The sequence below is a fragment of the Ruegeria arenilitoris genome, from assembly GCF_013032445.1.
Taxonomy (GTDB): domain Bacteria; phylum Pseudomonadota; class Alphaproteobacteria; order Rhodobacterales; family Rhodobacteraceae; genus Ruegeria; species Ruegeria arenilitoris_F.
The window spans coordinates 237,394-262,038 of the sequence record NZ_WQCA01000004.1; the positions used below are offsets into that span (position 1 = coordinate 237,394).

The 24,645-nt window shown below is 58.6% G+C and carries 21 protein-coding genes; 14 read left to right on the plus strand and 7 right to left on the minus strand.

Features of this window, described 5'->3' with window-relative positions; genetic code table 11:
* Positions 1-2 precede the first annotated feature (2 nt).
* The 4 genes from GOW98_RS07370 to GOW98_RS07385 are packed head-to-tail and all read left to right on the plus strand — an operon-like array spanning position 3 to position 4,374.
* Positions 3-788: a PP2C family protein-serine/threonine phosphatase gene (locus GOW98_RS07370; protein WP_170330501.1), complete on the plus strand. Its 786-nt coding sequence runs from the start codon at positions 3-5 to the stop codon at positions 786-788.
* Between the two features lie 22 nt (positions 789-810).
* Complete coding sequence (locus GOW98_RS07375) at positions 811-2,073, plus strand: transporter substrate-binding domain-containing protein (RefSeq protein WP_170330503.1); 1,263 nt, start codon at positions 811-813, stop codon at positions 2,071-2,073.
* Between the two features lie 44 nt (positions 2,074-2,117).
* Positions 2,118-3,227, plus strand: a complete 1,110-nt coding sequence (locus GOW98_RS07380) for a LysM peptidoglycan-binding domain-containing protein (protein ID WP_170330505.1) — start codon at positions 2,118-2,120, stop codon at positions 3,225-3,227.
* A gap of 40 nt (positions 3,228-3,267) precedes the next feature.
* Complete coding sequence (locus tag GOW98_RS07385; protein WP_170330507.1) at positions 3,268-4,374, plus strand: transporter substrate-binding domain-containing protein; 1,107 nt, start codon at positions 3,268-3,270, stop codon at positions 4,372-4,374.
* A gap of 276 nt (positions 4,375-4,650) precedes the next feature.
* Here the strand turns inward: GOW98_RS07385 and GOW98_RS07390 are convergent, their stop codons facing one another.
* The 7 genes from GOW98_RS07390 to GOW98_RS07420 all read right to left on the minus strand — a co-directional run bounded on the left by GOW98_RS07390 (position 4,651) and on the right by GOW98_RS07420 (position 13,265).
* Positions 4,651-6,864 carry an NADP-dependent isocitrate dehydrogenase gene (locus tag GOW98_RS07390; protein WP_170330509.1) on the minus strand — a complete coding sequence of 738 codons (2,214 nt, stop codon included), beginning with the start codon at positions 6,862-6,864 and terminating at the stop codon, positions 4,651-4,653.
* A gap of 227 nt (positions 6,865-7,091) precedes the next feature.
* Positions 7,092-8,117, minus strand: a complete 1,026-nt coding sequence (locus tag GOW98_RS07395) for a trans-3-hydroxy-L-proline dehydratase (RefSeq protein ID WP_170330511.1) — start codon at positions 8,115-8,117, stop codon at positions 7,092-7,094.
* A 9-nt stretch (positions 8,118-8,126) separates the two neighbouring features.
* Complete coding sequence (locus GOW98_RS07400) at positions 8,127-9,365, minus strand: NAD(P)/FAD-dependent oxidoreductase (RefSeq protein WP_170330514.1); 1,239 nt, start codon at positions 9,363-9,365, stop codon at positions 8,127-8,129.
* Positions 9,362-10,294 carry a proline racemase family protein gene (locus GOW98_RS07405; RefSeq protein WP_170330516.1) on the minus strand — a complete coding sequence of 311 codons (933 nt, stop codon included), beginning with the start codon at positions 10,292-10,294 and terminating at the stop codon, positions 9,362-9,364. Before GOW98_RS07405 ends, GOW98_RS07400 begins: the two co-directional genes overlap by 4 nt.
* Positions 10,285-11,244: a dihydrodipicolinate synthase family protein gene (locus tag GOW98_RS07410; RefSeq protein WP_170330518.1), complete on the minus strand. Its 960-nt coding sequence runs from the start codon at positions 11,242-11,244 to the stop codon at positions 10,285-10,287. The genes GOW98_RS07405 and GOW98_RS07410 overlap by 10 nt, the downstream gene beginning before the upstream one ends.
* A gap of 159 nt (positions 11,245-11,403) precedes the next feature.
* Complete coding sequence (locus tag GOW98_RS07415; RefSeq protein WP_170330521.1) at positions 11,404-12,462, minus strand: ABC transporter ATP-binding protein; 1,059 nt, start codon at positions 12,460-12,462, stop codon at positions 11,404-11,406.
* The gene (locus tag GOW98_RS07420; protein WP_170330737.1) at positions 12,459-13,265 is read right to left on the minus strand and encodes an IclR family transcriptional regulator; all 807 of its coding nucleotides are present in this window, start codon (positions 13,263-13,265) and stop codon (positions 12,459-12,461) included. The genes GOW98_RS07415 and GOW98_RS07420 overlap by 4 nt, the downstream gene beginning before the upstream one ends.
* Before the next feature lie 153 nt (positions 13,266-13,418).
* On the opposite strand from GOW98_RS07420, the gene GOW98_RS07425 reads away from it, so the two are divergent.
* From GOW98_RS07425 to GOW98_RS07470, 10 genes are all read left to right on the plus strand, one after another.
* The gene (locus tag GOW98_RS07425) at positions 13,419-14,678 is read left to right on the plus strand and encodes an ABC transporter substrate-binding protein (RefSeq protein WP_170330523.1); all 1,260 of its coding nucleotides are present in this window, start codon (positions 13,419-13,421) and stop codon (positions 14,676-14,678) included.
* Between the two features lie 98 nt (positions 14,679-14,776).
* Positions 14,777-15,700, plus strand: coding sequence for a carbohydrate ABC transporter permease (locus tag GOW98_RS07430; protein WP_170330525.1), 924 nt, complete (start codon positions 14,777-14,779; stop codon positions 15,698-15,700).
* Position 15,701: 1 nt separating this feature from the next.
* Positions 15,702-16,550: a carbohydrate ABC transporter permease gene (locus GOW98_RS07435; protein WP_170326544.1), complete on the plus strand. Its 849-nt coding sequence runs from the start codon at positions 15,702-15,704 to the stop codon at positions 16,548-16,550.
* The gene (locus GOW98_RS07440) at positions 16,547-17,887 is read left to right on the plus strand and encodes an alpha-glucosidase/alpha-galactosidase (protein WP_170330527.1); all 1,341 of its coding nucleotides are present in this window, start codon (positions 16,547-16,549) and stop codon (positions 17,885-17,887) included. The genes GOW98_RS07435 and GOW98_RS07440 overlap by 4 nt, the downstream gene beginning before the upstream one ends.
* A gap of 13 nt (positions 17,888-17,900) precedes the next feature.
* On the plus strand, positions 17,901-19,610 hold the full coding sequence (locus GOW98_RS07445; protein ID WP_170330529.1) for an IlvD/Edd family dehydratase: 1,710 nt from the start codon (positions 17,901-17,903) through the stop codon (positions 19,608-19,610).
* Entirely contained in the window at positions 19,610-20,377 is a 768-nt protein-coding gene (locus GOW98_RS07450) for an SDR family NAD(P)-dependent oxidoreductase (protein ID WP_170330531.1), read from the plus strand. Before GOW98_RS07445 ends, GOW98_RS07450 begins: the two co-directional genes overlap by 1 nt.
* 4 nt (positions 20,378-20,381) lie before the next feature.
* Positions 20,382-21,275, plus strand: coding sequence for a 2-dehydro-3-deoxygalactonokinase (locus tag GOW98_RS07455; protein ID WP_170330533.1), 894 nt, complete (start codon positions 20,382-20,384; stop codon positions 21,273-21,275).
* Positions 21,272-21,877, plus strand: a complete 606-nt coding sequence (locus GOW98_RS07460) for a 2-dehydro-3-deoxy-6-phosphogalactonate aldolase (protein WP_170330535.1) — start codon at positions 21,272-21,274, stop codon at positions 21,875-21,877. Before GOW98_RS07455 ends, GOW98_RS07460 begins: the two co-directional genes overlap by 4 nt.
* On the plus strand, positions 21,874-22,734 hold the full coding sequence (locus GOW98_RS07465; RefSeq protein WP_170330537.1) for an SMP-30/gluconolactonase/LRE family protein: 861 nt from the start codon (positions 21,874-21,876) through the stop codon (positions 22,732-22,734). Before GOW98_RS07460 ends, GOW98_RS07465 begins: the two co-directional genes overlap by 4 nt.
* On the plus strand, positions 22,731-24,638 hold the full coding sequence (locus GOW98_RS07470) for a beta-galactosidase (protein ID WP_170330539.1): 1,908 nt from the start codon (positions 22,731-22,733) through the stop codon (positions 24,636-24,638). Before GOW98_RS07465 ends, GOW98_RS07470 begins: the two co-directional genes overlap by 4 nt.
* Positions 24,639-24,645: the final 7 nt, after the last annotated feature.

Here is a 24,645-nt window from a genome sequence, read left to right on the forward strand (position 1 = left end):
AGATGCTGGCGCAACCGGCATATGATATTGCGCTGATCCTGGATCAGGGTCAGCGGGAGACACAAGAAGACGCGATTGCCGCGCGCATGTTCGATGCTGCCAATGCAGGCTACGTCGTAATTGCGGACGGCATGGGCGGGCACGCGGCCGGCGAGGTTGCTTCGGAATACGTGGTTTCATCCTGGCGCGAGGCTTTGGACACAGAGCTTGAGGATGCCCCCTTGTCCGAAGCCGCAGCCATTGACGCGTTGCCATTGGCGGCCCTGCAGGCCAACGCTGCCATTGCACTCCACTGCGACGGCAAAGGCGACAATTTCAACATGGGATCGACCCTGTTGGGGCTCCTTTTGCTGGACAAGCGCGCATTCTGGATTTCGATCGGCGACAGCCCGTTGTACCTGTTCCGCGACGGGGTACTGCAGCAGATCAACGAAGACCACTCCATGGCTCCGGTGATCGACGCGCAGGTTGCCGAGGGCAAACTGACAGAAGTTGAAGCACAGGCCCATCCTGATCGTAACCAGCTGACATCGGTCATCATGGGGGGCCCGATCCCCAAGGTCGATTGCCCCGAAAAACCGTTGGAACTGACGGCTTCGGACTTGCTGATCCTGGGCAGCGACGGGCTGCAATATCTCAGCAATACGGAAATCGAGACCATTTTACAAAGCAACAAGCACGCTTTGGCGCAGGACATCGCCGACGCGCTGTGGAAGGCCCTTCGGGCCAAAAACGACCCGGATCAGGACAATGCCTCGATTGGCGTTGTGAAACTTACAAAAAACTAACGAAGGCAAAGCTACAGGACTCATGAAACCCCATCTGTTCATATCCAGCCTGGCATTGGCTGCCGCAACCGGAGCCGCTTCGGCCCAAGAAGCGTGCTCCACCTACGAAATCCAGCGCGGCGACAGCCTGCGTGAGTTGGCAATCGAGGTGTACTCGACCGAAGACTTTCGCATCATCTTTGACGCCAACCGCGATGTGATTGGCAACAATCCGAACATCATCCGCGTTGGCGACGTCCTGACCATGCCCTGCCTTGAGGATATCGGACGCGCACCTGCTGCTCCGCAAACCGAAGCCGAAGCGATGGCTGCGGAAATGGCTGCAGAATTGGTACAGGCCGCGGAAAAGCGCGCTGAAAAAGCCATTGCAGAAGCCGAAGCCCGGGTCGCCGAAGCTGAAGCCGAAGCCAAAAAGGCCAGTGAAGACGCAGTGATCGCTGCCAAGGCCGAGGCCAAGAAAGAGATCGAAGCCGCCCGCGCCGAAGGTGCGGCCCTGATCCGCAACGCCGATGAAGGCGAGCGTCCGGAAATCCGGGACCGTCAGTTGCTGCTGATCACCGGTGGCGACTATGCGCCGTTCACTGATGAGGCGCTGCCCAATCGCGGGCTTTACACCAATCTGGTGGAGACCGCGATGCTGCGGGCTGCACCTGAACAAGGCTATAAAATTCAGTTCGTCAACGACTGGTCGTCGCATCTGGACCTGTTGATGCCAACGCTGGCATTTGACGCCACGTTCCCATGGTCGCGCCCGAATTGCGAAGAGACTGCGGCACTATCCGAGAAAGACCGCAAGCGCTGCGAAACCTACAACTTCTCGAACCCGTTCTACGAGGTTGTGGATACGTTCTTTGCCCGCGATGGCTCGGGCTATGAGCAGACTCTGACCTATGCCGACTTTGCAGGAACCACGATCTGCCGTCCCGAAGGTTGGTCGCTGTCGCATATGGATGCCGTGGGCCTTTATGAACCGGCAATCACTCTGATGCGCCCGGTTTCCCCAGATGAGTGCTTTCACGCGGTCATGGAAGGTACAGCAGATATCGTCGCGATCGAGGCCCATCTGGCCGTCGAGGCAATCGCACGTTTGGGCTATGAACATCGCATTATTGAAAACCCCAACCTAGCGGCAATCAAGTCGCTTAACGTCATGACCCACAAAGATAATCCGGATGGAGAAGCGATCCTTGAGACGTTGAACCAGGGTCTGGCGATCATGCAGCAATCCGGAGAATGGCGAGACATCGTCTCGACCGCCCTACGCTATCAAATGGAAAACGGCTGAAACAACAACAAGCCGCCTCAAATACTATCTGGAGAAACTAACTAATGTCTCAACTAAAGCTCCATAACGTTGTGATGACCTCTGCTGCTGTCATCGCTCTAAGCGCCGGAGCCGCTGCCGCCCAGCAAGCGTGTGCGAATTATACCGTGGAAGATGGTGACACCATGGCATCGATCGCAATTGCTGCCTATGGCACATCGAACTACCAGCCAATCTTTAACGCCAACCGCGAAAATATCAGCAATCCGAACGCGTTGACTCCTGGGCTGTCTCTTGTGCTTCCGTGTGAAGACGGAAGCCTGCCGAACGGCCAAAGTGCACGCGACATTATCGAGGCACAACAGGAACGGTACGCCAATTCTTCGACGAATAGTGCGTTCAAGCAACCAATCAAACTGGTCACCGGTAATGGCTGGGCGCCCTTCGCGGACGAAACTCTGAACGGTGGTGGCTTTATCACCCGTGTGGGCACAACGACCCTGCAACGTGCTGGCAACAACGAGCAATACTCGATCAGCTTCGTCGACGACTGGAACTCGCATATCGAAACACTGCTGCCCTTGGGCGCGTTCGATATTTCGATGGCCTGGAATATCCCGGACTGCACCAACAGAAGCTATGAATGGTCCTGGGAAACCGAAGTTCGCTGCACCCAATTCCACGCATCGGCGCCGGTCTATGACATCGTTTTTGGTTTCTACAGTCTTCCCGAAAGCCAATTCGCAAGCGCGACCAGCTTCGAGGATCTGCACGGTGCCACCATCTGCCGAATGGAAGGTTGGCCCTTGCACGATCTTGAACAGGAAGGTCTGCTTCGCGATGACACAATGACCGTGCTGCAACCCGCTACTGCGCGCGAATGCCTGGACGCGGTCATTACCGGTACAGCTGACGTCGCCACGTTCGAAGTACAGCTGTTCGCAGACGCCATGAGCCAAATGGGTTTGAACACTAACGACATCGTCGAAAACCCCTATGTCTCAACGCTATCCGCACTCCGGTTCATCACCCACCGGTCCAATCCTCAGGGCAAAAAATACCTCGCCCTGATGAACAAAGGCCTGAACGAAATGCGCGAAACGGGGGAATGGTACGCCATCATCTCGGACACCCTGAATGAACACAACGAAAGACTGCTAGAAGCGATCAACTAAAACCTCAATTCCAAATTCCAACTTATGGGAGGAATAACAAATGCTTAATCAAAAACTAAATGCCAAAGTGATGACGGCTACGGCCGTCCTCACACTCACCGCAGGCGCAGCCGCAGCGCAGGAAGCCTGTACAAACTATACTGTCGAAGACGGCGATACGATGGCCACTATCGCAATCGCGGCCTATGGCACATCGAACTATCAGCCGATCTTCAACGCAAACCGCAACTTGATCACGAACCCCAACGACCTGGAGCCCGGCTTGGTTTTGGCACTGCCTTGTGAAGACGGCAGCCTGCCCAACGGCCAGTCCGCACAGGAAATTATCGCCGCAGAAGAAAAACGTGCGGCTAACGTCAAACGTTCCAACATTTACGCGCCGCCGATCAAGCTTGTGGCCGGGAACGGATGGGAACCGTTTACAACTGAATCGTTGAACGGCGGCGGGATTATGACCCGTTTGGCAACAACCAGCCTTCAACGTGCGGGCAACCAACGCGACTATTCAGTCAGCTTCGTTGACGACTGGTCATCGCACCTCGACACCCTTTTGCCGCTCGGCGCGTTCGATATCTCGATTGCGTGGACGCTGCCAGATTGTACCAACCGCACTTACGAATGGTCGGAAGCAACCAAATCCCGTTGTACGGAGTTTGTTGCCACTGTTCCGGTCTACGATGTTGTCGGTGGGTTTTTCACTCTGCCCGAAAGCGAGTACACAAACGCGACGACCTTTGCAGACTTTGAAGGCGCAACCCTGTGCCGTATGTCCGGCTGGAGCATGGTTGTACTGGAGGAAGTCGGCCTGAACAACAAAAACCTGAATCTGGTCCACCCCAACTCGGCGCGTGAGTGTCTTGATGCAGTATTGACCGGTTCAGCCGATGTGGCCGCATTTGAAGTGGAACTGTTCGCCGCCACAATGAATGACATGGGCCTGACCTCTCAGGAAATCGTTGAAAACCCCTATGTATCCACATTGTCGTCGATGAGCTTCCTCGCGCACCGTTCGAACCCGTTCGCGCGTGAGTATGTTGCGATGATGAACAAGGGTCTGAACGAAATGCGTGAATCCGGCGAATGGTACGCGATCATTTCCGATACCCTGCGTGAGCAGAACGAAAAACTGAACGCAGCGTCGAACTGATCCCTCGGTTCACCTGACAACTAAGGGGCTGGTCTCAGGACCGGCCTCTTTTTTGTCCGGAATCTTCTGAGTCCGTGATCTGGTCAGCATTAACTACGGGAAACCCCTAATACCCGGAAAAATCCAAAGTGATAATCTGAATGTAACTATACCGGTGAGGCCCAGCCTCCCCACTCACTCAAAAAGGGGCTGACTTTGGGGGTCAGCCCCTTTTTCTATTCAACACTTTAATCTGAAACGCAAAAAAGCCACGCCTTTCGGCGTGGCCATGATGGATCAGCCGATAATCGCGTTCAGAGTCGCGCTGGGGCGCATCACTGCTGCAGTCTTGGCGGGGTCGGTGTGATAGTACCCGCCCAAATCAGCAGGCGCGCCTTGTGCAGCGGCCAGTTCACCCAGGATCTGACCTTCCTTGTCGGCCAGTTCCTTAGCGATGGGCGCGAACTCAGCAGCCAGCTCCGCATCGTCGGTTTGCGCTGCCAGAGCCTCAGCCCAGTAGCGCGCAAACCAGTAGTGGCTGTCGCGGTTATCGGGCTGGCCAACCTTGCGGCTGGGCGAGCGGTTGTTGTCCAGAATGCCCTGCGTTGCGGCCTCGGCCGCGGCACCCAGAACACCCGCTTTGGCGTTGCCCTTGCTGTCGGCCAGGAAGTTCAGCGATTCACCCAGTGCGCAGAACTCACCCATCGAGTCCCAGCGCAGGTGGCTTTCCTCGACCAGCTGCTGCACGTGTTTCGGGGCCGAACCACCAGCACCGGTTTCGAACAAACCGCCGCCATTCATCAGTTTGACGATGGAGAGCATCTTGGCCGAAGTGCCCAGTTCCAGGATCGGGAACAGATCGGTCAGGTAGTCCCGCAGCACGTTGCCGGTGATCGCGATCGAGTCATTGCCCGCTGTAATGGTTTCCAGCGACTGACGGGTTGCCTCACGCGGCGCCAAGATCTTAAACTTGTCAGCCACGCCAGCGGCCTCAAGCGCCGGTTTGACGTATTTGATCAGCTCAGCGTCATGGGCGCGGTTTGCGTCCAGCCAGAAGATCGCCTCGGACCCGGTCAGGCGCTGACGGTCCATCGCCAGCTGAATCCAGTTCTCGATCGGCGCTTTTTTAACGGTGCAGGACCGCCAGATATCACCCTTTTCGACATCATGGCTGAGCAATGTCTCGCCATTGGCCAGAACGATACGTATGGTTCCGTCTGCAGGAGCCTGGAAGGTGGTCGGGTGCGAACCATATTCCTCAGCCTTCTGTGCCATCAGGCCGACGTTGGCGACGGCACCGGCAGTGGCCGGGTTCAGCGCACCGTTGGCTTTAAAGAAGTTAATGGTCTCGTCATAGACACCGGCATAGCAGCGGTCGGGGATCACACAGTTGGTATCGCCCTTGGCCCCGGTTTCATCCCAGCCCTTACCGCCCGCACGGATCACGGCAGGCATCGAGGCGTCGATGATCACGTCCGACGGCACGTGCAGGTTGGTGATGCCCTTGTCGCTATCGACCATATACATCGACGGACGGTCGCCCTTCAGCGCGTCGATGGCAGCAACGATCTCGGCATTGTCCTTGACGCGGTCCAGCAGGTCACCCAGACCCGAATTCGGGTTTACACCCAGCGCGTCCAGCTCGGCGCCGAATTTCTCGAATACCGGGGCCAACCACGCTTTGACTGCATAGCCAAAGATGATCGGGTCCGACACTTTCATCATGGTCGCTTTCATGTGCAGCGAGAACATGGTGCCGTCTTTCTTGGTGTCTTCGATGGCTTCAGCCAGGAACGCAGACAAAGCTTTGACCGACATGAAGGTCGCGTCAGCCACGGTGCCTTCGTCAAGCGTCCAGCCGTCTTTCAAAACGGTCACGCTGCCGTCTTTGCCGACGAATTCGATCTTTGCATCGCCAGCTTGCGCAGCGGTGATGGTGGCCGATTTCTCATTTGCGTAGAAATCGTTATCCGACATCGACGAGACTTTGGTCTGGCTGGACGAAGCCCATTCCCCCATCGAATGTGGGTTGTTCTGAGCGTAGTTTTTCACAGCCTTTGCCGCACGGCGGTCGCTGTTACCTTCGCGCAGAACCGGGTTCACGGCCGAGCCTTTGATAGCGTCGTAACGCGCACGGATCGCTTTTTCTGCGTCGTTCGCTGGCTCTTCGGGGTAGTTCGGGATGTCGTAACCCTGCGCCTGCAGCTCTTCGATCGCCGCCACCAGCTGTGGGACCGAGGCCGAGATGTTCGGCAGTTTGATCACGTTGGCCTCGGGCGTTTTCACTAGTTCACCCAGTGCCGCCAGATCGTCAGTGATGCGCTGTGCGTCGGTCAGGTTCTCCGGGAAGGTCGCCAGAATACGGCCCGCCAGCGAAATATCCTTGGTGCCAACGCTGACACCCGCGGCGCCGGCGAACTTGCGAATGATGGGCAGGAAGGACGCGCTGGCCAGTTCGGGCGCTTCGTCTACAATGGTATACAATATATCGAAGTTCGATTTTTCTGCCATATTCTTTTACCTTTTTTAAGCCTTTCGGGGCGTGCGATCCAAGAGTGTGCCACGTCTTCGTGGCTGCGGATGGGGCGCGAGAATCCTACCGCCCCAATGGTGACTCTGATTTGACAGGGCCTCCCATAGAACAGGTTGGGTTTCGGATCAATCCTTTAGAGGGGGTGCAAATTGACACGGGGTTGGGAAAAACGAGAACTCGCCCAATATTCGTGCGCAGTTTTCCGTCAAACGCCCCACGTATCGCTCAGCCGATACCCGCCGGGCCAGGGGTCGTCCGGGTCCAACATATGCTGATGCGTGCCAGTGATCCAACCTCGCCCGCTGATTTCGGGGATGATGGCTGCCCGGTCACCGACACGGGCCTCTTCCACTATTCGCCCCGTAAAGCGGGACCCGATGATTGAGACCGCCTCGAAGGTCTGCCCAATCTTCATCTGGCCCTTCGCCGACATCAGCGCCATGCGTGCCGAGACTGCGGTTCCAGTCGGAGATCGGTCAACCTTGCCCGGCTGGATGGCGACTGCGGACTTGCCCGTCAGACCAGTTTCAGTTGTCTCAAGCGGTCCGCAGAACGCGCAGAATGAGATGTGATCCCAATCCGGATTCTCGGGATGCGTAAACCCAAGCTGTTCATTGGCCGCGTTGGTGATCGCCACACCCATGCGGGCGATGTCGCGGGCTTCGTCTTCGACGATCTCAAATCCTAATGCGGCCGCATCGACTACCACGAAACTGTCCCCACCATAGGCCGTGTCAACGGTCAGCGTGCCGATGCCTGTAACCTCCAACGGAACAGATATCTTATCGGCAAAACTGGGCAGGTTCTGCACGATAATACGCTCGGCCTTGCCGTTTCGGCATTCAGCCCGGACCTTTACCAACCCACCCGGGGCCTCAAGCGTCATGAGGGTCTCGGGTTCCTGCATCGGAATGTTCCCACTATTTAGCAGCACTGTGGACACGCAGATCGAGTTCGAACCGGACATGGGCGGCGTGTCTTCGGGCTCCATGATGATAAAGGCCGCGTCCGCATCGGGATGCTTAGGCGGCACCAAAAGGTTGACGTGCCGGAACACACCGCCGCGCGGCTCGTTCAGTACAAAATTTCGCAGGGTCTGGTCCTGCGCTATGAAGGCGCGCTGATCCCATATGGTTTCTCCGGGCGGCGGCTGAACACCCCCGACGATCACATCACCCACCTCACCTTCGGCATGGGCGGAAATCACGTGAATGGTCTTGCTGCTGCGCATGTTCTGTCCTCAAAAGCGAGTGGCCGAGAAGGGCGTCAGGGAAATCTGAGCAGGTTGCTCGTCAATCAGAGCGCCGACAAGTTCGGCGGTTCCTGCCGATTGCGTAAGGCCCAAATGGCCGTGTCCAAACGCATAGATCACGTCCCTTGCGCGCGGCGAGGCCCCGATCACCGGCAGGCTATCGGGCAGCGACGGGCGGAACCCCATCCATTGTTTGCCCCCCTTGGTATTCAAACCCGGTAGAAACTGCGTCGCCTTTTGCAACAGCGTATCGGCCCGTTTGAAGTTCGGGGGGAGTTCCAGACCGCCCAGTTCAACCGCACCGCCGATCCGGACGCCGCCGTTGATCCGGCTGGCCACAAATCCGTGGCGCGAGAATGTCAGGTGCATCCTCAGATCAAACGCGCCCTCGGGAAGGGTTGTGTTGTAGCCGCGTTCGGTTTCCAGCGGGATGTGATCGCCGAGTGTCCACGCAAGGTGATGCGACCACGCCCCGGCGCACAGAACGACCTTGTCCGCCTCGACCTCACGGTCTGCCAACGTAATCCTCACACCATTGTCTATGGGAGTCAGTGTACGAATTTCCTGACGTTCGATCAGGCCACCTCGGTCACGGAATGCTTGCGCCAGATGTTCGACCCATTTCTTCGGGTCGACGGTGTTGATCCAGTTCGGCGTAAAACCGGCATGGGTGAACCGGGGACTGAGGCCAGGCTGTCGTACGGCAATCGCTTCACGGCTTTCCAGCAGTTCAAAGTCTATTCCATGCTGGCGGCGCAGTTCCCATGTGGGCAGGCTGGCACGGTACTCGGCCTCGCTTTCGTAAAGCTGCATCTGCCCGTCGCGTTGCATCATCGCCTCGCCATCTACCGATGTACTCAGCCGCGTCAGAGCGGCACTGGACAGTGCCATCAGGCTGGCTTGGGCGCGCAAGAGGTCCTTATAACGGCTCGGGCGGCTGGCCCGCCAGAACCGATACATCCACGGGGCAATCTTCAAGGCATAGGCGGGCGGAATGGACAGCGGCCCCAGCGGGTCCAGCAGCCATTTCGGTGCCTTTTTCATGATGCCGGGAGTTGCCAGCGGTTCCACCTCGGAAAAGGCAAAAGCGCCCGCATTTCCGGCCGAGGCCTGCGCGGCGATACCTTCTCGATCCAGCACCAGAACGGAATGGCCCCGGCGCTGCAGCTCCAGCGCCGTTGTGACGCCGATGATACCGGCCCCGATCACAACGACCTGTTTGGTCATAGTTCTATGCCCTCTTTGAATGGGTCAGTGTCGTCAAATATCAGCGTAGCTTCGGCCATGATATGCGCCTGCCCGGTGATCGAGGGGATGACCCCTCCGTTCGGACCCGGCTGATAGGACAGGCGATAGGCGCTGCCGATGACGCTGTGCTGGACGATTTCCTCGCCGGGGGGCAACGCACCGTCCGCGGCCAGACAGGCCAGCCGCGCTGAACTGCCGGTGCCACAGGGCGAACGGTCGTAGTTGTCGTCCGGGCACAGCACAAAGTTGCGGCTGTGGACCGCTGGGTCGGGCGAAGCGTCCTGAAAGATCACGTGGTCGATTGGCTCACCCAGTTCTCCCCCAATGCCTTGCGCGATCGAGGCCTTACGGATCGCAATTGTCATATCGGTCAACCGCCGGATATTCCCAGTTTCGACGAGTATCGGGCTGGGATCGACGATGAAGAACCAGTTCCCGCCATAAGCAACATCCCCCGTCACAGCGCCATAACCCGGCACATCCAGTGTCACATCAGAGTGGACCCGGCGGCTTTCGATGTTTGTGACGGTGACGGTGTTGGTATCGTGCAGTTGAACCGTAACAACTCCGGCGGGGGTTTCGATCTTGTGACAGCCGACGCCAATCCGCCCCAGATACGCCAGCGTCACGGTCAGGCCAATGGTGCCGTGGCCGCACATGCCCAACACAGCGTCCACGTCGAAATAGATCACGCCTGTTACGCAGGATGGATCAACCGGTTCAACGAGCAGCGCGCCCACCATGGCAGGCTGGCCGCGTGGTTCCAGCATGATCGATCGATAAAACCCCTCATGTTCAGTCGCCAGCCTGCGGGCGCGTTCGGCCAAGGGGCCAGAACCCAGATCCGGCGCGCCGTCGAGGATGACCCGCGTCGGCTCACCCCCGGTATGGCTGTCGATCACATGCATTCTGCGATCACTCCGCCCTGTTTGGACCAATCGGCGAACCATGTGCGGAACAGGTCGTATTGCTGTTCGCAATAGTTGCGCTGAGCATCGGTCAACTCATCCGTTTCGTTGAAGTGCAGACGGTATTCCTGTTCGCCGTTCAGCACCAGAAGATGCTTGTAATACAGCACCAAATCAGAGCCTTCGTCAAAGCTGGAAAGCACCTGGATCGCCTCGGTCAGTTCCTGCGCCCGCTGGCGCGCCTCGACACTCCCCTGCGCCGCCTTTTTGGACAGGGACGCTAGCAAAAGGGCCTCACGCGGCAGAGCAGTGCCGATACCGGTGATCGACCCGGTTGCACCGCAGTTGACGAAACCGTGGTAAACCTCGGTATCAACGCCCACCATCAGGGTCACCTGGTCGTCCTGGCTGGTGATGTTTTCCGCCGCATAGCGCAGGTCATCCTTGCCGCCGAATTCCTTGAAGCCGATCAAGTTGGAATGTTCAGCGCGCAGGGCAAAGAACAGATCAGCGCGCGTGGCAAAACCGTAATACGGGCTGTTGTAGATGATCGCAGGCACATCTGGCGCAGCGGAGAGGATCGCCTTGAAATGGTTCTTTTGCGCCGCCGGGGACGTGCCGCGCGACAACACGCGCGGGATCACCATCAGGCCCACTGCCCCAACTTTCTGCGCGTGGGCTGCATGGGCCACGGCGGACTTGGTGTTTATGGCTCCGGTGCCGACCACAACGGGCAATCCGGCAGCGGCCAGACGCTCGACACCTTCCATCCGCTGCTCATCCGTCAGCAGCGGCCAATCACCCATCGATCCGCAATAAACCACCGCCGACATGCCCGCGTCGATCATCTGTTTCCCTTTGCGCACCAACGCATCAAAATCCGGGGTGCGATCCGCCTTACAGGGGGTCATGAGCGCAGGCATGGTGCCGGTGAAAACATTGGTCGACATCGGATCTATCCTTTGAAAATGCAGGGTCAGGACGGGCGGAATGGGCCCTTTCAAATCGCCATAACGGATATTGGATACAAAATCCAGAACAAATGAAACCAATAAAAAACGCGCCAGACCACAGGCTCGGCGCGTTTCGTTTGGGGTGCTGTGCGGTGGTTACCGGAACCGCTGGCCGGTCTCTGGATCGAACAGCATCACGCGTTCCGGACGAACAACAAGTCCGATCCGCTCTCCTTGCTTGCTGCGCTGGTCTTCACGCTCTTCGACGATCAGTTTGTCGCCATTCGGCGTTAGCAGGTATGAATAGCTCACCCCGCCTAGCGCCTCGGTCAGATCAACGGTGCAGGTATCGCCCGTGCGGTCGACCTCAATATGTTCCGGGCGGATACCCAGCGTGACCTTGTTCAGCTCCGCTGGCACATTGGCCGCCACGTCGAGCGGCGCGCCAAGTGCCGGGTGCGAGACCTTGCCGTCGGCATAGTCGCACTCAAGAAAATTCATCGCCGGAGAGCCAATGAAACCCGCCACAAACCGGTTGTCTGGATCACGATACAAGTCCATCGGCGCACCGACTTGTTCGATCCGTCCATCCCGCAGCACCACGATCTTGTCGGCCATGGTCATCGCCTCAACCTGATCATGGGTCACATAGATCATCGTCGCGCCGATCTCGTTGTGCAGCCGCGCAATCTCGACCCGCATCTCGACGCGCAACTCAGCGTCGAGGTTGGACAGAGGTTCGTCGAACAGAAACACCTCGGGGCCCCGCACGATGGCACGCCCGATGGCCACCCGCTGACGTTGACCACCAGACAGCGCCTTGGGTTTGCGCTTGAGGTACTGGTCCAGCTTCAGAATGTTTGAGGCCTGCTGCACCTTCTGGTCGATCTCAGACTTGGCAACGCCATTCATGCGCAGACCAAAGCCCATATTCTCGGCCACGGTCATGTGCGGGTACAGCGCATAGGTCTGGAACACCATCGCGACGCCGCGCTTGGCAGGGTCCACATGGGTCACGTCGCGTGCACCGATTTGGATCTGCCCTTCGGTGGTTTCCTCAAGCCCCGCGATCATCCGTAACAAGGTGGACTTACCGCAGCCCGAGGGGCCAACGAAGACGCAAAACTCTCCGTCCTCAATCTCCAGATCAATGCCGTGGATTACCTGCGTCTCACCATACCGCTTGATCGCCTGATTCAGAGTCACACCCGTCATGTCGCTTGCATCCTGTCTGTTTCAGCGCTTGGACGGGTCTCGGGGAACCGCCAGGCCTGTGCTTCGGCTCCAATCTGTTCGGCCACGCGGCGAACTCGGGGAACCCAGGTTTCCAATTGTTCGAAATTCATGCGTTCTGTCGATCCGGTCACGGAAATCGCCCCCAGCATCCGCCCGCCCGAAGTCAGAATCGGACAGGCAATGCAGATGATGCCGGGCTCATGCTCCTCATCATCGACAGCATAGCCGCGGCTGCGGATCAGGTCGAGGTCAGACCGCAGCGCCGCCTCGGAGGTCAGTGTCTTGTCGGTAAACCGGTGATAGCTTTGCTGCGACACCGCGCGATCCAGCGCCGCCTCATCCAGAAAAGCCATCATCGCCTTGCCGACACCGGTGCAATAGGCCGGACCAACCTTGCCGGCCTGCGAATACATCTCGATAGGTTGGGCAGCGTTGCGCTTGTCGACATACAGCACTTGGCTGGAATCAAGCTGCGCCAGATGTACCGTTTCCCCGGTCTCCCGGCTGAGGGCATCCAAAAACGGCCGCGCAATCGGCGCCAACGAGCTTTGTGTCCACGCCGCATGGGCCAGCCGCACCAACCGCAATCCCGGCGTATAGGTCTGCCGCTCAGGATCATAAGACAGCATCCCCTGATTGGTCAGCGTCTGCAGAAACCGATACAGCGTCGCCTTGGGAAAATCGCTGTTCTCCAGCAATTCCGCGAATCGGACCGGGCGGGCGAAGGCCGCCACCTGATCCAGCACGTCACATGCTTTTCCTATTGTTCCGTCACCAGCCACGGGCGCCTGTTCTCCTCCCATAAACCCACCGCCATCCTCACGAGGGTCTTGACAAGACTAACCGAGTCGATGTGTAGTTTTCAATATGTAAAACACGGTTTCATTATTTGGAACTTTACAAAGCTACAAAAATGGAAGCTAAGGGAGGAAACCATGCATTCCATGTTCAAGCGCACAGCGGCGGCGCTGGCGGCCAGTGTGGCACTTGCTGCGCCTGTTGCGGCAGAACTGACCGGCGAGCTGAGAATCTTCCTCGATACATCGAACCCGGCGCCGCGCGCGACGATGGAAGCGATGATCGAGCGGTTCGCGGCCAAACACCCAGGGTTGGAGATCGAAACCACGGTGATCGACCGCGAGGCCTACAAGACGCAAATCCGCAACTTTCTGACTGCGGATACTCCGGACGTCGCCAACTGGTACGCAGCCAACCGGATGAAACCTTATGTCGAGGCTGGCCTGTTCGAAGACGTCTCGGACCTGTGGGCCGAACCCGAGATTGCCGACAACCTCGCATCGACCAAAGGCGCGATGACCATCGACGGCAAGCAATGGGGCGTGCCCTATACCTATTACCAATGGGGGGTTTACTACCGCAAAGACATTTTTGACGAGCTGGGCCTGACCGAACCAACGACTTGGGAAGAAGAACTGGCCAACTGCCAGAAGATCGTCGATTCAGGCCGCGCCTGCTACACTATCGGCACCAAGTTCCTGTGGACCGCCGGTGGTTGGTTCGACTACCTGAACATGCGTACCAACGGCTTTGATTTCCACAATCAGCTCGCCAATGGCGAAGTCAGTTGGGAGGACGACCGCGTCAAGCAAACCTTCGCCAACTGGAAACAGCTGATTGACATGGGCGCGTTCATCGACAACCACCAGACCTACAGCTGGCAAGAGGCCCTGCCTTTCATGGTCAACGGCGATGCCACGGCTTACTTGATGGGCAACTTTGCAGTGGCCCCCCTACGTGAGGCTGGTCTGACTGATGATCAACTGGATTTCTACCAGTTCGTCGCCATCAACCCCGACGTTGAACTGGCCGAAGACGCGCCGACCGATACATTCCACATTCCGACAAACGCTTCAAATAAAGAAGCCGCACGCGAATTCCTGCGTTTTGTCGTCTCGGCAGACGAACAGACCGAGATCAACAATGGCGCGAACCTCGGTCAGCTGCCAGTAAACGCGCAGTCTAAGGTGGATGATGACAAGTTCCTGCAACAGGGCTTTGAGATGCTCTCGTCCAACAGTCCCGGCGGCGTCGCCCAATTCTGGGATCGTGACGCACCGGCGGAAATGGCCAAAGTATCGATGGAAGGCTTCCAAGAGTTCATGGTCAAGCCAGACAATCTGGACCGCATCCTGTCCAAACTGGAACGCGCCCGTCAGCGTATCTACGAGAACTAAACCGGTCAGGCCGGGCCCAAGCCCGGCCTGCACCTAATCCTGCGTAAGGCGGGTGATAACCCGTCTTACTCCTTTGATCTAAAACCCCGAGTGTCCGCATGTCAGCCGTTGAAGTCCCCGATCAGGAAAGCTGGTTCCACAGAAACCAACAGCGCATCGCGCCCTGGCTGTTTCTGGCCCCCGGCCTGTTGTTCTTCATGGTCTATGTGATCATCCCGGTTTTCCAATCCTTCAACCTGTCGCTCTACGAATGGGATGGGCTCGGTGCAGCTGAATATGTGGGGTTCAGAAACTACGAAGATCTCTACTGGGAATGGGTGGACCGGGATGCGTTCTACACCTCGCTGAAGAACAACCTGATCTGGCTGATCCTCTATCTGGCAGCGATCCCAGCGGGGCTGTTCATCGCACTGTTCCTGAACCAGACAGTCTGGGGCATCCGCCTGTACAAATCGCTGTTTTTCTTTCCATTCGTCATTTCTCAGGTCGTTGTCGGCCTCGTATTCACGTGGTTCTACGACCCGACCTTCGGCCTGCTGAACGAATTCCTCGGTCTGTTCGGCCTCGGCCCGCTGAACGTGCTGGGTGACGAACGCTTCGTCACCTACGGCATCATCTTTGCTGGTCTCTGGCCGCAGACTGCCTATTGCATGATCCTCTACCTCACTGGCCTGAACGCAGTGGACCCCGAACAGATCGAGGCCGGACGTCTGGACGGCGCCAAGGGACTACGGATGCTGTGGCACATCATCCTGCCGCAACTTCGCCCCGCCACATTCATCGCCTTCGTCGTGACCATCATCGGCGCGCTTCGCAGTTTCGACCTGATCTCTATCATGACACAGGGAGGCCCCTTCGGCTCGTCCCGCGTGCTGGCTTATTACATGTTCGAGGTCGCCTTGTCCGAATACGGCTTCCGCATGGGGTATGGCGCTGCCATCGCGGTGGTCCTGTTCCTGATCATGCTCTGCTTCATCGCCTATTTCCTGTGGTCGATGTACCGCGAAGAAAGGGGGCACTGAGATGTTTCCCAAACCTATCGAAAAACAATCCCGCGCAGCGCAGATCAGCTATCAGGCTATGCTACCGCTAGCCTTGCTTCTATGGCTCGGCCCCTTGCTGGCGGTCGCACTGTTCTCTGTCAAACCGGCGGCGGATTTCACCAACGCAAACTACTGGGGTATGCCATCCAGCTTTGAGGGTGCGTTCAACTACGGGCAGGTCTTCTTCAACTCGGACATGCCACGGTACTTGCTGAACTCATTCCTGATCACCATACCCACAGTGATCGGAGCGGTTGCGCTTAGCTGCATGACCGGCTTCGCGCTCGGCATCTACAAATTCAAGTCGAACCTCTGGATCTTCTTCATGTTCGTAGCGGGCAACTTCGTACCCTTCCAGATCCTTATGGTGCCAGTGCGCGACTTGACCCTGCAACTGGGCCTCTACAACACCAAAACCGGTCTGGTCCTGTTTCACATCGCATTCCAGACCGGCTTTTGCACGCTGTTCATGCGCAACTTCATCCGCGCGCTTCCGTTTGAACTGATCGAAGCCGCCCGCGTCGAGGGCATCAGCGAATGGCGCATTTTCTGGTACGTTGTTCTGCCATTGATGAAGCCCGCCATCGCAGCGCTCAGCGTGTTGATCTTCACCTTCATCTGGAATGATTATTTCTGGGCCGTGGTGCTGACCCAAGGCGCCGAAAGCCAGCCCGTTACCGCAGGGATCACCAGCTTCAATGCTCAATTCCGCGCCGCCTATCAATTAATGAGCGCCGGCTCGATCGTCGCGGCCTTGCCGCCGGTCGCCATGTTCTTCCTTATGCAAAAACACTTCATCGCGGGCCTGACCCTCGGAGCTGTCAAATGACCAAAATCACTTTTATCGGAGCGGGTTCCACGATCTTCATGCAGAACATCGTGGGCGACGCCCTGCTGACCCCCTCGTTGGCCGACAGCCACTTTGCCTTGATGGATATCGACTCCGAGCGTTTGGCTGAAAGCGAAGCTGTAGCCAAGGCAATGATCCGGTCGGTTGGAACCGGCGCAACTGTCTCGACCCATACCGACCGCCGCGCGGCGCTGGACGGGGCCGATTTCGTGATCACTGCCTTTCAGGTCGGCGGGTACGAGCCCTGCACGGTGACCGACTTCGAAATCCCCAAACAATATGGGCTACGTCAGACCATCGCCGATACGTTGGGGGTCGGAGGCATCATGCGCGGCCTGCGCACTGTTCCGGTTCTGTGGGATGTGGCGCGCGACATGATGCAGCTTTGTCCCAACGCAACCTTACTGCAATATGTCAATCCGATGGCCATCAACACCTGGGCTTTGGCCGAGCAGTTCCCGGCGCTGAAACATGTGGGCCTGTGCCATTCAGTCCAAAACACGGTCGAGGAGCTCGCGCATGATCTCGACCTGCCCAAGGATGAGTTCCGTTACAAGGTCGCAGGTGTCAACCACGTCGCCTTTTTCCTGAAACTGGAACATCAAGGCCGCGATCTCTACCCCGCGTTGCGGCAGGGTTATGCCAGCGGTCAGTACCCCAAGGCCCCGTTGCTGATGCCACGCTGCCCCAACAAAGTGCGCTATGAAGTTATGGATCACCTGGGCTATTTCTGCACCGAAAGCTCCGAGCATCTGGCGGAATACGTCCCGTGGTTCATCAAGGAGGGGCGGCAGGACCTGATCAAACAGTTCTCCATCCCGCTGGACGAATACCCTACCCGCTGCGTAGAACAGGTCGCCAATTGGAAGGAACAGGCCAAGACCCTGACCGACGGCCGCGATATCGAGGTGACCCGTAGCCACGAATTTGCAGCCGACCTGATGAATGCCATCGTTACCGACACACCCTATGTGGCCTATGGCAACCTGCCGAACACCGGACAGATTCCACAGTTGCCCTTGGGCGCGGCGGTGGAAACGCCTTGCCTAGTGGACAGCAACGGCGTGCAGCCTTCGGTCGTCAACGCGATTCCGCCGCAATTGATTGCGCTGATGCGGACGCAGATCAACGTTCAGGAGCTGACCGTTCGGGCGCTAGTCGATCAGAACCCGGAATACATCTATCACGCCGCCATGATGGACCCGCACACCGCAGCCGAACTGGACCTGCGCCAGATCCGCAATCTGGTGACAGATCTTCTAACCGCACATTCAGACTGGCTGCCTGACTGGTGCCAGCCCGCCAAAGCCGCTTGAAAGGGCTCAGCGAATGACCAAGAAACGCCGTTCACAGCATTGGTATGGAAAGCTCGACAAAGACGGCTTCATCCACCGGTCTTGGATGAAGAACCAGGGCTTTCCAGATCACGCCTTTGACGGGCGGCCGATCATCGGCATCTGCAACACCTGGTCAGAGCTTACCCCCTGCAACTCGGGCCTGCGTGATCTGGCCGAAGGTGTAAAACGCGGCGTGTGGGAGGCCGGAGGCTTCCCGGTCGAATTCCCCGTCATGTCTCTGGGCGAAACCCAGATGAAACCCACCGCCATGCTGTTCCGCAACCTGCTGGCTATGGATGTCGAGGAATCGATCCGTGCTTACGGCATCGACGGCGTGGTTCTGCTGGGCGGCTGCGACAAGACCACCCCGGGGCAGTTGATGGGTGCGGCCTCGGTTGATCTGCCCTCGATCGTCGTCAGTTCCGGCCCGATGTTGAACGGCAAATATCGCGGGCAGGATATCGGCTCGGGCACCGACGTCTGGAAATTCTCCGAGGCCGTGCGGGCCGGGGAAATGACCCTGCAAGACTTCATGAACGCCGAATCCGGCATGTCCCGCAGCGCTGGGGTTTGCATGACCATGGGCACGGCCTCGACTATGGCCTCGCTGGTCGAAGCAATGGGCATGAGCCTACCCACCAACGCCGCCCTGCCTGCCGTTGATGCCCGCCGCATGGCCCTTGCGCATCTAACCGGGAAGCGGATTGTCGAGATGGTGGACGAAGACCTCAAACCTTCGGACATTCTGACTAAAGAGGCGTTCGAAAATGCCATCCTCGCCAATGCCGCAGTCGGTGGGTCGACCAATGCGGTGGTTCACTTGCTAGCGCTTGCCGGTCGTGTGGGCGTGGACCTGACGCTCAAGGATTTTGAGATCGGCTCGGAAATCCCCTTGCTGGTGAACTGTATGCCCTCGGGAAAATACCTGATGGAAGACTTCTGCTACGCCGGCGGCGTGCCAGTTGTGCTGAACGAACTCAAATCCTTCCTACGGCCAGCACGAACGGTGCTGAAAAAGGACATCTCGGCCCATTACGAAGGCGCTGAATGTTTCAACGACGACGTCATCCGCCCCTTTGATGACCCAGTCAAACCCGCTGCGGGCCTGCGTGTCCTGCACGGGAATCTGGCTCCTAACGGTGCCATTGTAAAACCCTCGGCAGCAACAGATGAACTGCTGGAGACCGAAGCCGAAGCCTACGTTTTCGAGAATATCGAAGACCTCAAGGCCAATATCGACCGCGAAGACCTGCCGGTGACGCCCGAAACCATTCTGGTACTTAAAGGCTGTGGTCCCAAGGGTTATCCAGGGATGCCTGAGGTCGGCAATATGCCGATCCCCGCCAAGCTGGTGAAAGACGGCGTCCGCGATATGATCCGCATCTCGGACGCGCGCATGTCCGGCACCGCCTATGGCACGGTCATCCTGCATGTCAGCCCCGAGGCGCAAGCGGGTGGTACGTTGGCGCTGGTCAAAACCGGAGACCGCATCCGCGTGTCGGCCAGCAAGGGCGAGTTGGAGCTTTTGGTGGACGAAAAGGAACTGGACGCCCGCCGTGCCGCATGGCAACCGGACGACCCGCACTACACCCGCGGTTATGCGAAACTCTATATCGACCACGTGCTGCAGGCCGATCAGGGTGCGGACCTTGATTTTCTTGTCGGCAAAGACACCCGCCTTGTGACCAGAGAGAGCCACTGATGGACCAACCAGCCACCTTCCATGATCTGAACGGCGCTTCGGTCTATATCACCGGCGGCGGCTCGGGCGTTGGCGCAGCACTAACGGATGGGTTCCTTGCGCAAGGTGCCAATGTCGCCTTTATTGGACGGTCCGACGCCAGTGGGTTTGTCGAGGAAATGCGCGACAAACACGGCCGCGCGCCCCTGTTCATGCAGGGTGACATGACCGACACCGAGTTGCTGCACGTCACCATGAAAAAAGCCGCCGAAGCGAATGGCTCCCTGAACGTGCTGGTCAACAACGCCGCCAATGACAAACGCCATTCGCTTGAGGAAACCACCACCGAATTCTGGGACTGGATGATCGAGGTGAACCTCAAGGCCTACTACTTCGCCTGTCAGGAGGCCGCGCGCCAGATGCAAGGTAAGGGTGGGGCGATCGTTAATTTCAGCTCGATCAGCTACATGATGGGCAATGCAGGCTATCCGATCTATACCACCTCAAATGCCGGAATCACCGGGATGACACGGTCCTTGGCGCGCGAGTTGGGGCCGCAGAACATTCGCGTAAATGCGCTGGCCCCCGGTTGGGTTCTGACGCAGAAACAGCTGGATATGTGGGCCACGCCCGCGGATCTGGCCGCGCATATGGACCGCCAATGCCTGAAAGAACACCTGACGCCCGAGGACATGATCGCGCCGACCTTGTTCCTGGCCTCAAACGCCAGCCGGGCGATGACCGGGCAATGCATGGCCGTCGATGGCGGCGTTGTCGTAACGGGGTAGAGCCATGAATACAGAATGGATTGCGGTCGATTGGGGAACCTCGCATCTGCGGGCCTGGGCGATGCGGGGCGACAGCGTTTTGGACCACGCGCAATCGGACAAAGGCATGGCACGAGTGGGAAAAGATGGGTTCCAGTCCGCCTTGTTCGAATTGATCGAAGGCTGGTTGAGTAGCGGACCCACAGATGTGATAGCCTGCGGCATGGTGGGCGCGCGACAAGGCTGGGTCGAGGCCCCGTACTCCGCCGTTCCATGCGAACCAACACCGGTTGCTCCGTTCCGTGTGCCGGGGACCGGCCCCCGTATACGCGCCTTCGTTGTGCCCGGTCTGAAACAAGCCACACCACCCGATGTTATGCGCGGCGAGGAAACCCAGATTGCGGGCTTTCTGGCCTCGCATCAAAACTGGGACGGGGTGATCTGTCTGCCCGGCACCCATACCAAATGGGTGCAGGTCAGCGCCGGAGAAGTCGTCAGCTTCCGCACTTTCATGACCGGAGAGATGTTCGATCTGCTGGCCGGGCAATCGGTGCTGAAACACTCGGTTGGCCAGGGCTGGGACGATGCCGCCTTTGCCGACGCCGTGGCAGACACACAGTCCAAGCCCGAACAACTGGCCGCGCGGATGTTTGGCCTGCGTGCCGCTGATCTGTTGCAAGGACAGGATGGTGATATCACACGGGCGCAGCTATCAGGCTTTCTGATCGGCGCGGAACTGGCCGCGACCCGCCCCTATTGGCTGGGCCAGCAACTGGCGATCATCGGGGCCGAGGGTTTGTCCGACGTCTACGCCAAGGCCCTGCAACAACAGGGCGCGTTTGTCGAAACCGCCAACAGCACGCAATGTACTCTGGCCGGCCTTCTGCAGGCCCGTAACCTGACGAGGCAAACCGCATGAGCCGTCCCATCATAGCCATTCTGCGCGGTCTGCACCCATCAGATGCCGCCTCCACCGGACAGGCCCTGATCGACGCCGGGATCGATAAGATAGAAGTCCCGCTGAATTCTCCCGACCCGCTGGAATCGATCGGAATTCTGGTCGAAAAGTTCGGCGACCGCGCCCTGATCGGCGCGGGCACCGTTCTGACTACGGATCAGGTGGATGGGGTGGCCAAGGTAGGCGGCAGGCTAATCGTATCGCCGAACTGCGACCCTGACGTCATATCGCGCACCCATCAACTGGGTCTGGAAAGCTGGCCGGGCATATTTACCCCGACCGAGGCATTTGCAGCCCTCAAGGCCGGCGCCTCTGGCCTCAAACTCTTCCCCGGCGCACTGGCCGGCCCGGCGGGGCTGTCCGCCCTGCGCGCGGTACTACCCAAGGGCACGCTGGTTTATGCCGTTGGCGGCGCGGGGCCTGAGAATTTCGACCAATGGATCAAGGCGAGCGCCGACGGGTTCGGCATCGGATCGGCCCTGTTCAAGCCCGGCATGGCCATCTCTGAGGTTGCTGACCTCGCCGCACGGATCGTGGCTGCCTATGACGAGGCCGCCGGATGAGCACCGTCTACGACGACCGCGCCTGTGAGCTGGGCGAGGGACCGCTTTGGCATCCCGAGCGGCAACAGCTTTTCTGGTTCGATATCGTCGGCAAACGCCTGATGACGCGGGAAAACGGCGAACAGCACAGCTGGCAATTCGACGAACATGTCTCGGCCGCGGGTTGGGTCGACAGGGACACGCTGTTGATCGCCTCAGAAACGGGACTTTTGCGGTTCAACCTGAAGACCGAACAGAAAGAGCTGATAGCCTCGCTAGAAGCGGACAATCCAGTCACACGCTCGAACGACGGCCGCGCGGATCCTTGGGGCGGGTTCTGGATCGGAACCATGGGCAAAGGCGCCGAACCTGGCGCAGGCGCGATCTATCGCTACCGTCAGGGCGAATTGCGGCAACTGGTGGCAAACGTCACGATCTCAAATGCGATCTGTTTCTCTCCGGACCGGTCCTGCGCCTATTACGCAGATACAGTCACAAAGCAGGTCATGCGCTGGCCTTTGAACCCGGAGACCGGCTGGCCCGAGGGTGAAAGCGCGGTGTTCCTTGACTTGCACGACGAGGGACTGAACCCCGATGGTGCCGTGGTTGATGTCGACGGCAATATCTGGATCGCTCAGTGGGGCGCGAGCCGTGTGGCGGCCTATACCCCTACGGGTCAGTTCCTGACGGCGGTCGCGTTTGAGGCTACTCATACTTCATGTCCCGCCTTTGGCGGCGGCGACCTGAAGATCTTGTTTTGCACCACTGCCCGCGAGGGGCTGGATGCAGGGACCTTGGCCAAACTCCCAACCAATGGCATGACCTTTGCCGCCCCTGGCGCAGGCAAGGGACAGGCCGAACACAGAGTCCTTCTATGAAGCCCGAACTTGGCGTTTGCTACTATCCCGAACATTGGTCCGAAGAGATGTGGGCCGAGGACGCGGCCCGCATGGTGGAAACCGGCTTGAGCTGGGTGCGGATCGGTGAGTTTGCCTGGAGCCGGATGGAGCCAAGCCCCGGCGATCTGCAGTTTGAATGGCTGGATCGCGCAATTGAGGTGTTAGGGGCCGCGGGGCTGAAGGTGGTGTTAGGTACGCCGACGGCAACGCCACCGCGTTGGATGCTGGACAAACACCCCGACATGCTGGCCGTGGATGCTCAGGAGCAGCCGCGCAAGTTCGGATCGCGCAGGCACTATTGCTTTAGCCATATGGGCTATATCGCCGAGTGTGAGCGAATTGCCCGGATCATGGGCGAGCGTTACCGACGCAACCCGCATATCGCAGCGTGGCAAATCGACAATGAATATGGCTGCCACGAGACCACGGTGAGTTACAGCCAAGCAGCCTTGCAGGCGTTTCGGCGGTGGCTGGCGGATCAGTATGGGTCCATCGACGCGCTGAATGCCGCATGGGGCAATGTATTCTGGTCGATGGAATACGACAGTTTTGATCAGATCGATCTGCCCAACCTGACCGTGACCGAGCCCAACCCGGCCCATGTTCTGGCCTTTCGCCGCTTCAGCTCGGATCAGGTGGCAGTGTTCAATAAGGCGCAAGTGGATGTGCTGCGACCACTGACCGATGCGCCACTGCTGCACAATTATATGGGGCGGATACTGGATTTCGACCACTTCAAGGTCGGTAAGGATCTGGATATCGCCACCTGGGACAGTTATCCGATCGGGTTTCTGTCGGACCGGCTTGAGGCCGACGAAGCGCATAAGACGGCATTCCTGCAACAGGGTGATCCGGACATGCAGGCCTTTCACCACGACCTCTACCGTGCTGTCGGACGCGGGCGCTGGTGGGTGATGGAGCAGCAACCCGGCCCGGTAAACTGGGCCCCGTACAATCCCGCCCCCCTGCCCGGCATGGTGCGCCTTTGGTCGCTTGAGGCGGTGGCACATGGCGCCGAGGTGGTCAGTTACTTCCGTTGGCGGCAGGCCCCCTTCGGACAGGAGCAGATGCATGCGGGATTGCTGACCCCGAACAACGCCGCTGCCCCAGCTTTGGCCGAGGCTCGTCAGACCGCCGATGATCTGGCGGAACTGGGCGCGGTCACGCAGGCACAGGCAGACGTGGCCATTCTTTTCGACTACGCCTCGGACTGGGCCTGGACGACACAGCCGCAAGGGGCCGGGTTCAACTATTTCCGGCTGGTCTTTTCGGCCTATCGCGCGCTACGTCGGGCCGGGCTGTCCGTGGATTTCCTCTCGGCGTCCGAAACGCCAAAGTCCGGGTACAAGCTGATCCTCGCCCCCGGGCTGGCAACATTGGGCGATATGGTAGAACAGCGCCCGGACCAGCTGACACTCTTTGGCCCCCGCAGCGGCGCTATCACGCACGACTTTCAGATCCCCAAAACTCGCCCCGGCCTTTCCGGATTGGATTGCGAAGTTGAACTAGTCGAAACCCTGCCTCCGAACGTATGCCGCGAGGTTGTTGGCGGCGGCGCAGCCCAGCACTGGATTGATCGCTTGTCCGGTAGTGCCCCGGACCTACTGACCTATACCGACGGAACATCCGCACTGAAGGGTGAAAACGGGCTCTGGTATCTGTCTGGGTGCTCGGATGAAACCCTGTGGGATCGGGTGATCTCAATGGCCGCACATGAGGTTGGACTGACCTTGCATCCTATGCCCGAAGGACTACGGCGGCGCGAGACCGAACAGCACGTTTTTCTGATCAACTACAATTCTTCCCGCGTTTCTTGGAACGGGCATGAGATTGGTGCCTGTGAAGCACTCATCCTGAAAAAACACGCGCCCGAAGAGGGGTAACTCTCCG

What these genes read in the sequence shown, in the direction of transcription:
- GOW98_RS07370 (WP_170330501.1), top strand. Translation starts at nt 3, where the DNA reads ATGCTGGCGCAACCGGCATATGATATTGCGCTGATCCTGGATCAGGGT.
- GOW98_RS07375 (WP_170330503.1), top strand. Translation starts at nt 811, where the DNA reads ATGAAACCCCATCTGTTCATATCCAGCCTGGCATTGGCTGCCGCAACC.
- GOW98_RS07380 (WP_170330505.1), top strand. Translation starts at nt 2,118, where the DNA reads ATGTCTCAACTAAAGCTCCATAACGTTGTGATGACCTCTGCTGCTGTC.
- GOW98_RS07385 (WP_170330507.1), top strand. Translation starts at nt 3,268, where the DNA reads ATGCTTAATCAAAAACTAAATGCCAAAGTGATGACGGCTACGGCCGTC.
- GOW98_RS07390 (WP_170330509.1), bottom strand. Translation starts at nt 6,864, where the DNA reads ATGGCAGAAAAATCGAACTTCGATATATTGTATACCATTGTAGACGAA.
- GOW98_RS07395 (WP_170330511.1), bottom strand. Translation starts at nt 8,117, where the DNA reads ATGCGCAGCAGCAAGACCATTCACGTGATTTCCGCCCATGCCGAAGGT.
- GOW98_RS07400 (WP_170330514.1), bottom strand. Translation starts at nt 9,365, where the DNA reads ATGACCAAACAGGTCGTTGTGATCGGGGCCGGTATCATCGGCGTCACA.
- GOW98_RS07405 (WP_170330516.1), bottom strand. Translation starts at nt 10,294, where the DNA reads ATGCATGTGATCGACAGCCATACCGGGGGTGAGCCGACGCGGGTCATC.
- GOW98_RS07410 (WP_170330518.1), bottom strand. Translation starts at nt 11,244, where the DNA reads ATGTCGACCAATGTTTTCACCGGCACCATGCCTGCGCTCATGACCCCC.
- GOW98_RS07415 (WP_170330521.1), bottom strand. Translation starts at nt 12,462, where the DNA reads ATGACGGGTGTGACTCTGAATCAGGCGATCAAGCGGTATGGTGAGACG.
- GOW98_RS07425 (WP_170330523.1), top strand. Translation starts at nt 13,419, where the DNA reads ATGCATTCCATGTTCAAGCGCACAGCGGCGGCGCTGGCGGCCAGTGTG.
- GOW98_RS07430 (WP_170330525.1), top strand. Translation starts at nt 14,777, where the DNA reads ATGTCAGCCGTTGAAGTCCCCGATCAGGAAAGCTGGTTCCACAGAAAC.
- GOW98_RS07435 (WP_170326544.1), top strand. Translation starts at nt 15,702, where the DNA reads ATGTTTCCCAAACCTATCGAAAAACAATCCCGCGCAGCGCAGATCAGC.
- GOW98_RS07440 (WP_170330527.1), top strand. Translation starts at nt 16,547, where the DNA reads ATGACCAAAATCACTTTTATCGGAGCGGGTTCCACGATCTTCATGCAG.
- GOW98_RS07445 (WP_170330529.1), top strand. Translation starts at nt 17,901, where the DNA reads ATGACCAAGAAACGCCGTTCACAGCATTGGTATGGAAAGCTCGACAAA.
- GOW98_RS07450 (WP_170330531.1), top strand. Translation starts at nt 19,610, where the DNA reads ATGGACCAACCAGCCACCTTCCATGATCTGAACGGCGCTTCGGTCTAT.
- GOW98_RS07455 (WP_170330533.1), top strand. Translation starts at nt 20,382, where the DNA reads ATGAATACAGAATGGATTGCGGTCGATTGGGGAACCTCGCATCTGCGG.
- GOW98_RS07460 (WP_170330535.1), top strand. Translation starts at nt 21,272, where the DNA reads ATGAGCCGTCCCATCATAGCCATTCTGCGCGGTCTGCACCCATCAGAT.
- GOW98_RS07465 (WP_170330537.1), top strand. Translation starts at nt 21,874, where the DNA reads ATGAGCACCGTCTACGACGACCGCGCCTGTGAGCTGGGCGAGGGACCG.
- GOW98_RS07470 (WP_170330539.1), top strand. Translation starts at nt 22,731, where the DNA reads ATGAAGCCCGAACTTGGCGTTTGCTACTATCCCGAACATTGGTCCGAA.